Genomic DNA, 12,978 nt, shown 5'->3' with positions numbered 1-12,978 from the left:
GTCAGCGGGAGGCGAATTCTACAGCGTTTCAAACCGCTGTCAACTGCCTTTTTCACCGCTTCCGACCTTGACGATCGAAACCCTTCCGAACCTTCTGAAACGGCTAACTCATTGATTATCAAGGAGTTTATCGTTTCGGCTGCGCCGGAAGTGGGGCGAATTATAGACACATTGAGAGGGGCGTCAACAGGTAATTTCAAAAAACTGTCACATATCCCTAAAAGCAAAGGGCGGGCCTGGCGGCCCGCCCTTTCTCGACGCTTAAAGGCTAGGGAAAGCGAACTGCGAGGCTTCGTGGCTGGCACGTTGCGGCCAGCGCTGGGTAATGGCCTTGCGTCGCGTGTAGAAGCGTACGCCATCCGGGCCATAGGCATGCAGGTCGCCGAACAGGGAGCGCTTCCAGCCGCCGAAGCTGTGATAGGCGACCGGCACCGGCAGCGGTACGTTGACACCGACCATGCCGACTTCGATCTCGTCGCAGAACAGGCGTGCCGCTTCACCGTCGCGGGTGAAGATGCAAGTGCCATTGCCGTATTCATGGTCGTTGATCAACTGCATGGCCTGCTCGAGGCTTTCGACACGGACGATGCACAACACCGGGCCGAAGATTTCTTCTTTATAGATACGCATCTGTGGAGTGACGTGGTCGAACAGGCACCCGCCGAGGAAGAAGCCTTCTTCGTTGCCCGATACACTCAGACCGCGACCGTCCACGACCAGCTTGGCGCCGGCCTGCTCACCGTCATCGACATAGCCTGAGACCTTGTCACGGGCCTGGGCGGTCACCAGTGGGCCCATGTCCAGACCACAAGACGTGCCGGCGCCGATCTTCAGCGACTTGATCTGCGGAGTCAGCTTGGCCACGAGGGCGTCGGCGACCTGGTCGCCGACGCACACGGCTACCGAAATGGCCATGCAGCGCTCACCGCAGGAACCGTAGGCTGCGCCCATCAAGGCGCTGACCGCGTTGTCGAGATCGGCGTCGGGCATCAACACCGCGTGGTTTTTCGCGCCACCCAGGGCCTGAACGCGTTTACCGCGACGGGTGCCTTCGCTGTAGATGTACTCGGCGATCGGCGTGGAGCCAACGAAACTCAGTGCCTTGACCTCCGGCGCTTCGATGAGCGCGTCCACCGCGACCTTGTCACCGTGCACGACATTGAGTACGCCAGCCGGGAGGCCCGCCTCCAACAGCAGTTGCGCTATATAGAGTGTAGAGCTGGGATCACGCTCGGACGGCTTGAGGATGAAGCAGTTGCCGCAGACGATGGCCAAGGGGTACATCCACAGCGGGACCATGGCCGGAAAGTTGAACGGCGTGATACCAGCAACGATACCCAGTGGCTGGAAATCGGACCAGGCATCGATATTGGGACCGACGTTGCGGCTGTACTCACCCTTGAGCACCTCAGGTGCTGCGCAGGCGAACTCGACGTTTTCGATGCCGCGCTTGAGTTCACCTGCAGCGTCTTCCAGCGTTTTGCCATGCTCTTCACTGATCATCTGGGCGATCTTGGCTTCGTTCTGCTCGAGCAGTTGCTTGAAACGGAACATCACCTGGGCACGCTTGGCCGCTGGAGTCTTGCGCCAGGCTGGAAACGCGGCCTTGGCGGCGTCGATGGCCAGTTGCACGGTCTCGCGGCTGGCCAGCTGGAGTTTGCGGATGGCCTGGCCGGTCGACGGGTTGAAGACATCGGCCGTACGGTCGCCGCTGGAAACCAGATCGCCGTTGATCAAGTGTTGGATAGTGCTCATGCAATGGGCTCCTTGGAAAAAAGGTCAGTCGATCTGGTTGAGGGCTTCGCCAACAGCATCGAACAGGCGATCGAGGTCTTGCGGCTGGGCGTTGAAGGTGGGGCCGAACTGCAGGGTGTCGCCGCCGAAGCGCACGTAGAATCCGGCTTTCCATAGCTTCATGGACACCTCATAGGGGCGCACGATGGCATCGCCATCGCGTGGCGCTAGCTGGATCGCGCCGGCAAGGCCGTAGTTGCGAATGTCGACGATGTTCTTCGCGCCCTTGACGCCGTGCAGCACGTTTTCGAAATGCGGTGCCAGCTCGGCGACGTTCTGCACCAGGTTTTCGCGCTGCAGCAGGTCCAGCGCGGCAAGGCCGGCGGCGCAGGCCACCGGGTGCGCCGAGTAGGTATAGCCGTGGGGGAACTCAACGGCGTACTCGGGCGTCGCCTGGTTCATGAAGGTCTGGTAGATCTCGGTGCTGGCGATGACGGCGCCCATCGGAATGGCGCCGTTGGTGATCTGCTTGGCGATGCACATCAGGTCCGGGGTCACGCCGAAGGTGTCGGCACCGAACATGGCGCCGGTGCGCCCGAAGCCGGTGATGACCTCGTCGAAGATCAGCAGGATATTGTGCTGGTCGCAGATTTCACGCAGGCGCTTGAGGTAGCCCTTGGGCGGTGGCAGCACGCCTGCCGAACCCGCCATGGGCTCGACGATCAGGGCGGCGATGTTGGAAGCGTCGTGCAGCTCGATGACCTTGAGCATTTCATCGGCCAAGGCAATGCCACCCTCCTCCGGCGATCCCTTGGAATAGGTATTGCCCGGCAGCAGGGTATGGGGGATGTGGTCGACGTCCATCAGCTGGCCGAACATCTTGCGGTTGCCGTTGACGCCGCCCAGGCTGGTGCCGGCAACGTTGACACCGTGGTAGCCACGGGCCCGGCCAATCATCTTGGTCTTGGTGGCCTGGCCTTTCAGGCGCCAATAGGCACGGACCATTTTCACGGCGGTGTCGCAGCACTCGGAGCCGGAGTTGGTATAGAAGACGTGATTGAGATTGCCGGGAGTCAGGTCGGTGATTTTTTCCGCCAGCTGGAAGGACAGCGGATGGCCGTACTGGAACGCGGGCGAGTAGTCGAGCACACCGAGCTGACGCGACACCGCTTCCTGGATTTCCTTGCGCGTATGGCCCGCACCGCAGGTCCACAGGCCGGAGAGGCTGTCGTAGATCTGCCGGCCCTTGTCGTCGGTCAGCCAGCTGCCTTGGGCCGCGACGATGATCCGCGGGTCACGCTGGAAGCTGCGATTGGCGGTGTACGGCATCCAGTGAGCATCCAGCTTGAGCTGGCTGGTGATGCCGACAGGGGCGTTCTCGGGCATGTTCATGTGCACAGACCTCATTGAGCGATTGAAGACGCGATGACAAGCGTGTTGCCTCTACGGTGTCACGACGATAAAGTCTGGAAAACCCAACTTTTACGATCTTCAGTCAGGCAGCTACTAAACTATGAGCCGTCGCCCCGATCCGCTCGCGCAGGTCAGTGATTTCGATATTCGCCTGCTGCGCATCTTTCGCAGCGTGGTGGAGTGCGGCGGCTTTTCTGCGGCGGAGAACGTCCTGGGTATCGGTCGTTCGGCGATCAGCCAGCAGATGAGCGACCTCGAGCAGCGTTTGGGCCTGCGCCTGTGTCAGCGTGGCCGCGCAGGGTTTTCCCTGACCGAAGAAGGCCGCGAGGTCTATCAATCGGCGCTGCAGTTGCTGGCGGCGCTGGAAAGCTTCCGCACCGGCGTCAACGGCCTGCACCAGCACCTGCGTGGCGAGTTGAACATCGGCCTGACCGATAACCTGGTGACGCTGCCACACATGCGCATCACCCATGCGCTGGCGCAACTCAAGGACCGTGGGCCCGATGTGCGCATCCAGATCCGGATGATCGCGCCCAGCCAGGTCGAGCAGGGCGTGCTCGATGGCAGCTTGCATGTTGGCGTGGTGCCGCAGTCGAGCCCGTTGTCGGGGCTCGAGTACCAGCCGCTGTACAGTGAGCGTTCGTTGTTGTACTGCGCGGTCGGCCACCCGCTGTTCTACGCCAGTGACGAGGCACTCGATGGCGACCGCCTCAACGCACAGGAAGCCATCGCGCCGACATTTCGTCTGCCGGCCGATATCCAGGCGCGTTACCAGGTGCTCAAGTGCACCGCCAGCGCCTCGGATCGCGAGGGCATGGCGTTTCTGATTCTGACGGGACGCTACATCGGCTACCTGCCCGACCATTACGCCACTTTCTGGGTACAACAGGGGCGTCTGCGTGCGTTGAAACCGAGCGAGCGGTTCTATGACCTGACGTTGTCCTGGGTGACGCGCAAGGGCAGAAGGCCCCATCTGGTGCTGGAAAGCTTTCTGGAAAGCCTGGCGCAGACGCGCTGAAGGATCGTCGTGGTTTATCCATCAAGGCTTGTCGGATCAGGGCGGGTACGCTATCAACGCATCTGCAGTATTCAAACGATCGGTTCGGAAATCGCCCATGAGTCTCGAAGTCCCCGCGCACAGCGCCTCGGTCAGTGGCAAACCTGCCAGCCGCATCCGCCAGAAGAATGAAGAAGCGATTCTAAAAGCGGCCGAAGACGAGTTCGCCCGGCACGGTTTCAAGGGCACCAGCATGAACACCATTGCGTTGAATGCAGGCTTGCCCAAGGCCAACCTGCACTATTACTTCACCAACAAACTCGGCCTGTACATTGCGGTGCTGAGCAACATCATCGAGCTGTGGGACAGCACCTTCAATACGTTGCGCGCCGAGGATGATCCGGCGCAGGCGCTGACCCGCTACATCCGCGCCAAGATGGAGTTCTCGCGCCGCCAGCCACTGGCGTCACGGATCTTCGCGATGGAGATCATCAGCGGCGGCGAGTGCCTGAGCGAGTACTTCAGCCAGGACTACCGCAGCTGGTTCGCGGGGCGTGCCGCGGTGTTCCAGGCCTGGATCGACGCCGGCAAGATGGACCCCGTCGACCCAGTGCACCTGATCTTTCTGCTGTGGGGCAGTACCCAGCATTACGCCGACTTCGCCACGCAGATCTGCCGGGTGACCGGACAGGCGCGCCTGACACGGCATGACTTCGAACACGCCAGTGACAACCTGATCCGCATCATTCTGAAAGGATGCGGCTTGACCCCTGCGGTGTGATCACTGCAACAGCCAAGAGATAAGCATGCCTTCTACCCTGCTGGGACCCTGCGAGTACCGCGAGGAGATTCGCAAGAGTCGATTCATCACCCTCGCCGCGCCGATAGCCAGCGTGCAGGACGCCCAGGCCTTCATCGAACAGACCAGTGACCTGGCCGCGACCCATAACTGCTGGGCGTGGAAACTGGGCGATCAGTACCGCAGCAACGACGATGGCGAGCCAGGCGGTACCGCAGGCCGACCGATCCTGGCGGCGATCGAGGCACAGGATTGCGATCAGGTGGTGGTGCTGGTGATTCGCTGGTACGGCGGCATTCAGTTGGGTACAGGAGGGTTGGCCCGTGCCTATGGCGGAGGGGCGAACAAATGCCTGCAGCAGGCGCCCAAGCGCCTGTTGATCGCGCGGGTGGCTGTGAGCTGTTCCTGCACATTCAGTGAGCTGGCCCTGGTCAAGCTTCGGGTGGCCGAGGTTCAGGGGTTGGTGACTGCAGAAGATTTCACCAGCAATGGGGTCGATCTGCAGCTGGCAGTGGCCAGTGAGGCCATCGCTACCCTGGCGCAGCAGCTTGCCGACCTTTCCAGGGGACGGATCGTGCTGCAAGCCGTCGCGTCTTGAGCGCGTCGTTGCTGACAGCGAGTGCTAGTCTGTTTCCTTTGTTCAGGAGAGTGGCAATGACAACTGCAAAGAAAGCGTTGGTGATTGGTGCATCCCGTGGCCTGGGTCTGGGGCTGGTGGAACGCTTGAGCGAAGATGGCTGGGAGGTGACGGCCACGGTTCGCGATCTGGACAAGGTGCCGCCGGCGCTGACGGCCACCGGCGCGAAGGTGGAGGCGCTGGAGATGACTCGCCTGGAGTCCATGGACGCCCTGAGCCTGCGGCTGCAGCAGCAGACCTTCGACCTGCTGTTCATCAATGCCGGGGTGTCCGGGCCGGCGGGCTACAACACCGACCAGGCCAGCGATGCAGACATCGGTGAACTGTTCGTCATCAATGCCGTGGCGCCGATCCGTCTGGCCCAGCGACTGGCGGGCAATGTCGCCGATGGCGGTGCGATCGCCTTCATGAGTTCGGTGCTGGGCAGTGTGGCGATGCCTGAAGGGTCGCCCATGGCCTTGTACAAAGCGAGCAAGGCGGCCTTGAATTCGATGACCAATACCTTCGTGACCGAGTTGGCGCGGCCGCAGTTGACGGTGCTGTCGATGCATCCGGGCTGGGTGAAGACCGACATGGGCGGCGACGGTGCCAGTCTGGACGTTGCCACCAGTACCCGTGGATTGGTGGATGTGATCACCGCGCAGCTGGGCAAGGGTGGGTTGCAGTTTCTCGATTACAGGGGCGAGAAGATCGACTGGTGAGGTCCGAGGGAAGCGGTGGTGTCAGCGGCGGCCTCTTCGCGGGCACTGCCCGCTCCTACAGGATGCGGGCAGTGCCAGTTAGACGGTGGTTTACAGGCCCAGGATCGATAGCATGATGAAGGTCGCGAACAACACGAAGTGAGTCATGCCCTCGATGGCGTTGGTTTCGCCGTCGTTGAGGTTGATCGCGCAGACCAGCAGGGTGATGAAGATCATCACTGTCTGCACCGGTGTCATTGCCATCTGGAACGGCTGGCCGCTGTACAGGGCCAGGCCTTCCATGACCGGTACGGTAAGGATCACCGTTGACAGCGAGGCACCCAGGGCGATGTTGACCACCGACTGCATGCGGTTGGCCAATGCTGCACGCAGTGCAGTCAGGATTTCCGGCGCAGCGGAAATGGCTGCCACCAGAATGGCCGTCATCACCGGTGGTGCACCGGTGCCCTCGAGACCCAGGTCGATGGTCTTGGACATGACTTCGGCCAGGGCGCCGATGACGACGATACCGAACACCAGGGTACCCACCGACCAACCCAGGTGAACCGGCTTCTCGGGTTCGGTGGTCACGCCCTTGCGCTTCTTCTTTTCCGGATAGTTGTAGCTGAAGAAGTAACTGTGCGGCCCGACCTGCATGCGCAGGAACAAGGCGTAGAGCACCAGCATGGCGCCGATGGTAAAGCCTGAGTAGACCTTCCAGTTGCCCTCGGGGATGAACTCCGGCACCACCATGGACACACCCATGGCGGTGAGGATCATGACGCTGTAGCTGCGCGCCGAATCGTCATTGTAGGACTGTTCGCCATGCTTGAGCCCGCCCATCAGTGCCGCGAGCCCGAGAATGCCGTTGATGTCGAGCATGACCGCCGAATAGATGGTGTCGCGCACCAGGGTCGGTGATGGCTCGTTGCTCATCATGATGCCCAGTACCACTACTTCGACCAGCACCGCCGACAGGGTGAGGATCATGGTGCCGTAGGGGTCACCGAATTTTTCGGCGAGCAACTCGGCGTGCCCGGCAACTCGCACCGAGGCGAAGATGATCGCCACGACCAGGGCGATACCCGCGCCCAGTGCCACGCCTTGACCATGGCTGAGCAGGTAGTGCTCGGCCGGGAAGGCAATGCATGCGGCGATCACCGCCAGAAGTAGAAATTTTTCCTGCTTGAGTAACGCGATCATGGCCTGCCTTCGCTGATTGCTGCGACCTGTGCCGCTGAAAGTAACTGGATGTAACAAGAATCAGCGGATCAGAGTACGCGACAGCTGCAAAGGTTCAGGGGCAGACCTGTGCCTGGGCCACCAACCAGTCATGGATGGCACGTCGGGTTGGCGTATTGAGTGCGCCTTCGCGGTACGCCAGCACGTATTTCTTGCGGGCCTGGATGGGCCATCCGAACGGCACGATCAGCGAGCCTTGTTCCAGCTCGTCGGTGATCAGCGCGCGACGGGCGATGGCAACACCCATGCCCATGCGCGCCGCATCGATGGTCAGGTGATTGCGATTGAAAGTGTGGCCGCGGCGCACATCGATGCCTTCGGCGCCTATCGCCGAGAGGTAGAACTCCCACTCTGCATATTCATAGCTGCCGCGCCAGGCGGTTATGTCGTGCAGCAATGGGAAGTGCACCAGCTGGCCGGGGCTGTCCAATGGCGGACGACCCTCAAGCAGAGTGGGCGAGCACACCGGGAACAGCTCCTCTTCCAGCAACGGTGTAGTGACCAGGCCTGGGTAGCTGCCATCGTTGAGGTCGATGGCCAGGTCGAAATCGTCGTCACGCAGTGAGCCACTGCTGTCCTCGGCGATCACCCGCAGCTGGAGCTCGGGAAAAGCCCGCTCGAGGCTGGGCAACCGTGGCATCAGCCACTTGCTCAAAAAGGAAGGGATGCTGCGCAGCTTGAACACCCCGCCGATGGTGCCGGAATGCAACAGCCGCAGTTCTTCGTCGATGCGGCTGTGCACTTCGTTGGCGACCACCGCAAGGCGCTGGCCCTGCGCAGTCAATTGCAGGCCGCGACCCACCCGATGGAACAGCGCAAAGCCCAGGCGATCTTCCAATTGCTTCATCTGCTGGCTGATGGCACCGGGGGTCACATGCAATTCATCGGCGCAGCGGGTGAAGGACAGATGCCGCGCGGCGCAGGCAAACACCTGCAGCCAGGCGTGCATTTGGGCATTGAGGATCTTGCTCATCGGTGAGCCCCGCTAAACAGTGACTTAGTAAGTATCGTTTGTCTGAAATGTCTGTCAGGCCAAAGATAAGGCACGAGTGTATAGAGAGAGAATGAGGCAGACATGGCTATCAGCGTATTCGACATGTTCAAGATCGGCATCGGCCCCTCCAGTTCGCATACGGTGGGCCCGATGCGCGCCGCTGCCCTGTTTGCCAAAAATCTCATTGAACAAGGCATGGCACCGCTGGTGGAGCGGATCGAAGCCCGCTTGTATGGCTCGCTGTCCGCCACCGGCATAGGCCATGGCAGTGACCGCGCGACCCTGATGGGCTTGATGGGCGAATGGCCGGACCGGGTCGACCCGGACACCGTCGGGCCTCGGGTCGACGAAGTGATCCAGCGGCAATGCCTGCAACTGGGCGATCACACGATTCATTTCGACTGGCAGCGCGACATGCTTCTGCTCGATGAGAGCCTGCCCTACCACCCCAATGGCATGACCTTGGTGGCGCACCTGCAGAACGGCGAGGTGCACGAGCAGACCTACTATTCGGTTGGTGGCGGTTTCGTGGTCGATGCCGAGCAGGCTGCCAGCGGTGTGCTGGACAACGACACCACCGTCCTGCCCTACGACTTTTCCTCGGCGGCGCAGTTGCTGAGCCTGTGCAAGCGCACCGGCCTGAGCATTGCGGCACTGATGATGGAAAACGAAAAGGCCTGGCGTTCCGAAGCGCAGATCCGCGAACAGTTGGCGGTGATCTGGCAAGCGATGCAGGCTTGCGTGGATAAAGGTCTGACCGGGCAAGGCATTCTGCCAGGCGGGCTGAACGTGCGCCGCCGGGCCTATCGTCTGCACCAGAACCTGCAGGAGATCGGCAAGCCCAACGTCATTGGCTCCACCCTCAGTGCCATGGAATGGGTCAACGTCTTTGCTCTGGCGGTGAACGAAGAGAATGCCGCCGGCGGGCGCATGGTGACCGCCCCCACCAACGGCGCGGCCGGGATCATTCCGGCGGTGTTGCACTACTACATGAAGTTCTGCCCGGAAGCGTCGGCCGACGACGTGGTCCGGTTCTTCCTGGCAGCTGCGGCGGTAGGCATCCTGTGCAAGAAGAACGCGTCGATTTCCGGCGCCGAGGTGGGCTGCCAGGGTGAAGTGGGTTCGGCTTGCGCCATGGCGGCTGCCGGCTTGGCCGAGGTGCTGGGTGCCACGCCCGAACAGGTCGAGAACGCAGCGGAAATCGGCCTGGAGCACAACCTGGGGCTGACCTGCGATCCGGTCGGAGGGCTGGTCCAGGTGCCGTGCATCGAGCGCAATGCGATTGCCGCGGTCAAGGCGATCAACGCCGCGCAAATGGCGCTGCGCGGTGATGGCGAGCACTTCATCTCGCTGGATCACGCCATCCGGACCATGCGTGACACTGGCGCCGACATGCACGACAAGTACAAGGAAACCTCGCGCGGCGGGTTGGCGGTCAACCTCGTGGAGTGCTGAGTTGCACCCACCGTTTCGAAGGTAAGTCCGAAAGCGCGAAACACTCGTAAAAGAGAATGTTTTTTGATCACGACAGCCTGATATGGAATAGTACCCGCCGTTTTTGCGCGCCCGCCCAGCGCGCAGGTTCCACAGCGAAGGTATTTGTCCATGCGCAGTTCCCGCCTCACCTCGATGATCGTCGCCAGTGCCCTGGCCTTGTGCACACGACTCATCGTCGCAGCGCCCATCGATATCAATGATGGCCAACACACCGTCCATCTGCCCCAAGCGCCGCAACGTGTGGTGGTGCTGGAGTTCTCCTTTCTCGATAGCCTGGCGGCAGTCGGCGTCACCCCGGTTGGCGCCGCCGACGATGGCGACGCCAATCGCGTATTGCCCAGAGTACGGCAGGCCATTGGTCAGTGGAGCTCGGTGGGCCTGCGCGCCCAGCCCAGCATCGAACAGATCGCGCGGCTCAAGCCTGACCTGATCATTGCCGATCTCAATCGCCATCAGGCGCTGTACGCTGACCTGGCAAGCCTGGCGCCGACCTTGCTGCTGCCTTCGCGCGGGGAAGACTATGAAGGCAGCTTGAAGTCCGCCGAGTTGATTGGCCGGGCGTTGGGCAAGAGCGAGGCGATGCAGGCGCGGATCGCGCAGAACCGTCGCAGCCTCGCCGACATCGCCGGGCAGGTGCCCGCCGGTACCAAGGTGCTGTTCGGTGTGGCGCGGGAAGACAGCTTCTCCGTACATGGACCGCACTCCTATGCGGGCAGCGTATTGGCGGCAATCGGTTTGCAGGTTCCGCCGGTACGCAGCAACGCGGCACCGACCGAGTTCGTCAGCCTGGAACAACTGCTGGCGCTGGACCCTGCCTGGCTGCTCGTCGGGCACTACCGGCATCCGAGCCTGGTCGACAGCTGGAGCCAGCAGCCGCTGTGGCAAGTGCTGGGCGCAGTGCGCAATCATCAGGTTGCAGAGGTCGACGGTGACACCTGGGCCCGCAACCGCGGGGTGATGGCGTCCGAGCAGATTGCCGAAGACGCCCTGGCCATTCTCAAGGGCGGCAAAGCCGCCATGACGCCCTGAATGAGGCGTTGGTGGGCGATGGCGCTGGGCACGGTGGTCGTCGCCGGACTGTTCTGGACGTCGCTGTACGCCTGGTCGCCGTTCACGATCAGCCAGGCGGATGCGTTCAACGGGCTGTTCAGCCAGGGCCGTGAGGGCGGCAACATGGCTTATATCGTCGCCCAGTTGCGGGTGCCGCGGGCGCTCTGCGCTGCGTTGGTCGGTGCCTGTCTGGGACTGGCCGGTGCATTGATGCAGGGCATTACCCGCAACCGCTTGGCGTCGCCGTCCCTGTTCGGGGTCACGGCAGGCGCCGCGCTGGGCCTGGCATTGTTCTCCACGGGCCTGGTGGCCCTGCCGTTCGCAGGCGGCGCGTTGCTGATGACGTGTGTGGGGGGTGCCCTGGCCTGGGTGATCGTTTTCAGCCTGGGTGGCGCCTGGTCCCCAGCGGCGGCGCAAGGCCGACTGGTGCTGGCCGGAGTGACCGTGGCGGCACTGTGTGCGGCGTTGACGCGGCTGACCGTGATACTGGTCGAGGCGCAGGCACAGAGCGTGCTCAACTGGCTGGCCGGATCGCTGGCCAACGTCGGTGCTGCGCAACTGCAACTGTTGTGGCCCTGCACTCTGATCGGTGCCCTGTGGGCACTCTTCTGCGCGCCACGCCTGAACCTGGTGAATCTGGGCGAGGATGCGGCTCGCTCGCTGGGCGTCGGTATCGCCGGCCTGCGCCTGCAGGTGTTTTTCGCCAGTCTGCTGCTGGTGGGTGCCAGTGTCTGCGCGGTTGGTCCGATCGGCTTCGTGGGCCTGATCGCGCCGAACATCGCCCGGCAATACCTGGGCAACGACTATCGCTGGCTGATTCCGGCGAGCGCCTTGCTGGGTGCGGCGATCGTGCTGGCGGCCGATCTGGTCAGCCGCGCCGTGGCCTTCCCGGCCGAGACGCCGGCCGGGGTGGTGACCGCGCTGATCGGCGCACCGTTCTTCCTTTACCTTGCCAGGCGCACGCAATGATTCGGCCCTACCCTCGCCTGCTGATCCTGCTCGCGCTGTTGCTTGCGGCGTTGTGGCTGAGTTTGAGTGCAGGCACCTCATGGCTGGCGCCGAATGCAGTGTTCGAGCGTTTGCTGGCGCATGACCCGCTGGACTTCGAGGTGTGGAACCACCGCCTGCCGCGCGGGCTGATCGCGATCCTGACCGGCAGCGCCCTGGGCCTGGCCGGCGCCCTGGTGCAGGGGGTGATTCGCAACCCGCTGGCTTCCCCGGAGATTCTGGGGGTGACCCAGGGCGCCGGGCTGGCCCTGACCATTGCCATCATCGCGGTACCGCAGCTGCCCTTTACCTGGCTGCCGCTGGTGGCCGGCGTGGGCGGCGCCGGCGGCGCACTGCTGCTGGCGCTGTACAACAGCGGTGTGAGTTTTTCCGGCGTGCGCTTTGCGTTGTCCGGGGTGGCGATCGCCGTGACCCTGTCGAGCATCACCGAGTTTCTGATTCTGTCGCACCCGCTGGACATCAACACGGCGTTGCTGGCCTTGACGGGCAGCCTGTGGAGCCGCAGTTGGCATCATCTGGCGCTGGCCCTGCCGTTCGTGGTGCTGATGCCATTGGCGCTGGGCCTGGCGAAACCGCTGAACCTGATCGGCCTGGGCGACGAAGCAGCCCACAGCCTGGGTACCGCACTCAAGCGCACACGCTGGCTGGCGATGGGCGCAGCGGTGCTGTTGAGCAGCCTGGGTGTAGGCATCATCGGCCCGGTTGGCTTTCTTGGCTTGGTCGCGCCGCACATGGCGCGCCGCCTGGTGGGCGGGCATCATCAGCACCTGCTGCCGGCCTCGATGCTGATCGGTGCTCTGTTGCTGGTGCTGGCCGACACGCTGGGACGCACACTGATCGCGCCCAGCGAGATCCCGGCAGGCGTTCTGACCGCGGTCATCGGCGCACCTTACTTTCTCTGGCTGCTGGCACGCTTCAAGGGCTGAC

12 protein-coding genes are annotated in these 12,978 nt (G+C 62.7%); 8 read left to right on the top strand and 4 right to left on the bottom strand.

Translation table 11 applies throughout. The features are described from left to right. Positions 1-261 precede the first annotated feature (261 nt). A complete protein-coding gene (locus IFT76_RS15585; RefSeq protein ID WP_122480266.1) occupies positions 262-1,755 on the bottom strand; it encodes a CoA-acylating methylmalonate-semialdehyde dehydrogenase in 1,494 nt (497 codons plus the stop codon). Between the two features lie 24 nt (positions 1,756-1,779). Then, entirely contained in the window at positions 1,780-3,126 is a 1,347-nt protein-coding gene (locus IFT76_RS15580; RefSeq protein ID WP_122714707.1) for an aspartate aminotransferase family protein, read from the bottom strand. A gap of 121 nt (positions 3,127-3,247) precedes the next feature. Between IFT76_RS15580 and IFT76_RS15575 the strand changes: the two genes are divergently transcribed. From IFT76_RS15575 to IFT76_RS15560, 4 genes are all read left to right on the top strand, one after another. After that, positions 3,248-4,165, top strand: coding sequence for a LysR family transcriptional regulator (locus IFT76_RS15575; protein ID WP_122480268.1), 918 nt, complete (start codon positions 3,248-3,250; stop codon positions 4,163-4,165). Positions 4,166-4,262: 97 nt separating this feature from the next. After that, the gene (locus IFT76_RS15570; protein ID WP_122480269.1) at positions 4,263-4,925 is read left to right on the top strand and encodes a TetR/AcrR family transcriptional regulator; all 663 of its coding nucleotides are present in this window, start codon (positions 4,263-4,265) and stop codon (positions 4,923-4,925) included. 25 nt (positions 4,926-4,950) lie between these two features. Further along, positions 4,951-5,541 carry an IMPACT family protein gene (locus tag IFT76_RS15565; protein ID WP_192059166.1) on the top strand — a complete coding sequence of 197 codons (591 nt, stop codon included), beginning with the start codon at positions 4,951-4,953 and terminating at the stop codon, positions 5,539-5,541. A gap of 56 nt (positions 5,542-5,597) precedes the next feature. After that, a complete protein-coding gene (locus IFT76_RS15560) occupies positions 5,598-6,281 on the top strand; it encodes an SDR family oxidoreductase (protein WP_192059165.1) in 684 nt (227 codons plus the stop codon). Positions 6,282-6,371: 90 nt separating this feature from the next. On the opposite strand, the gene IFT76_RS15555 is transcribed toward IFT76_RS15560, so the two are convergent. Both IFT76_RS15555 and IFT76_RS15550 read right to left on the bottom strand, forming a co-directional pair. Then, entirely contained in the window at positions 6,372-7,463 is a 1,092-nt protein-coding gene (locus IFT76_RS15555; RefSeq protein ID WP_122714702.1) for a calcium:proton antiporter, read from the bottom strand. 94 nt (positions 7,464-7,557) lie between these two features. Then, on the bottom strand, positions 7,558-8,475 hold the full coding sequence (locus tag IFT76_RS15550) for a LysR substrate-binding domain-containing protein (RefSeq protein WP_122480273.1): 918 nt from the start codon (positions 8,473-8,475) through the stop codon (positions 7,558-7,560). 102 nt (positions 8,476-8,577) lie between these two features. On the opposite strand from IFT76_RS15550, the gene IFT76_RS15545 reads away from it, so the two are divergent. From IFT76_RS15545 to IFT76_RS15530, 4 genes are all read left to right on the top strand, one after another. Next, positions 8,578-9,951 (top strand): L-serine ammonia-lyase, encoded by a 1,374-nt coding sequence (locus IFT76_RS15545; RefSeq protein ID WP_192059163.1) that lies wholly within the window; start codon positions 8,578-8,580, stop codon positions 9,949-9,951. Positions 9,952-10,125: 174 nt separating this feature from the next. Next, positions 10,126-11,022, top strand: coding sequence for a Fe(3+) dicitrate ABC transporter substrate-binding protein (locus IFT76_RS15540; RefSeq protein WP_240998859.1), 897 nt, complete (start codon positions 10,126-10,128; stop codon positions 11,020-11,022). After that, positions 11,023-12,012, top strand: a complete 990-nt coding sequence (gene fecC, locus IFT76_RS15535) for an iron-dicitrate ABC transporter permease FecC (RefSeq protein ID WP_192059161.1) — start codon at positions 11,023-11,025, stop codon at positions 12,010-12,012. It begins immediately after the preceding gene. After that, entirely contained in the window at positions 12,009-12,977 is a 969-nt protein-coding gene (locus IFT76_RS15530; protein ID WP_122480277.1) for an iron chelate uptake ABC transporter family permease subunit, read from the top strand. The genes fecC and IFT76_RS15530 overlap by 4 nt, the downstream gene beginning before the upstream one ends. Position 12,978 lies beyond the last annotated feature (1 nt).

This window comes from Pseudomonas sp. CFBP 13727, assembly GCF_014841915.1.
Taxonomy (GTDB): domain Bacteria; phylum Pseudomonadota; class Gammaproteobacteria; order Pseudomonadales; family Pseudomonadaceae; genus Aquipseudomonas; species Aquipseudomonas baltica.
This window is presented reverse-complemented; position numbering and strand designations above follow the sequence as displayed.

Coding starts and splice junctions, on each gene's coding strand:
- IFT76_RS15530 (WP_122480277.1), top strand. CDS start 12,009: ATGATTCGGCCCTACCCTCGCCTGCTGATCCTGCTCGCGCTGTTGCTT.
- IFT76_RS15565 (WP_192059166.1), top strand. CDS start 4,951: ATGCCTTCTACCCTGCTGGGACCCTGCGAGTACCGCGAGGAGATTCGC.
- fecC (WP_192059161.1), top strand. CDS start 11,023: ATGAGGCGTTGGTGGGCGATGGCGCTGGGCACGGTGGTCGTCGCCGGA.
- IFT76_RS15570 (WP_122480269.1), top strand. CDS start 4,263: ATGAGTCTCGAAGTCCCCGCGCACAGCGCCTCGGTCAGTGGCAAACCT.
- IFT76_RS15545 (WP_192059163.1), top strand. CDS start 8,578: ATGGCTATCAGCGTATTCGACATGTTCAAGATCGGCATCGGCCCCTCC.
- IFT76_RS15540 (WP_240998859.1), top strand. CDS start 10,126: ATGATCGTCGCCAGTGCCCTGGCCTTGTGCACACGACTCATCGTCGCA.
- IFT76_RS15560 (WP_192059165.1), top strand. CDS start 5,598: ATGACAACTGCAAAGAAAGCGTTGGTGATTGGTGCATCCCGTGGCCTG.
- IFT76_RS15550 (WP_122480273.1), bottom strand. CDS start 8,475: ATGAGCAAGATCCTCAATGCCCAAATGCACGCCTGGCTGCAGGTGTTT.
- IFT76_RS15555 (WP_122714702.1), bottom strand. CDS start 7,463: ATGATCGCGTTACTCAAGCAGGAAAAATTTCTACTTCTGGCGGTGATC.
- IFT76_RS15580 (WP_122714707.1), bottom strand. CDS start 3,126: ATGAACATGCCCGAGAACGCCCCTGTCGGCATCACCAGCCAGCTCAAG.
- IFT76_RS15575 (WP_122480268.1), top strand. CDS start 3,248: ATGAGCCGTCGCCCCGATCCGCTCGCGCAGGTCAGTGATTTCGATATT.
- IFT76_RS15585 (WP_122480266.1), bottom strand. CDS start 1,755: ATGAGCACTATCCAACACTTGATCAACGGCGATCTGGTTTCCAGCGGC.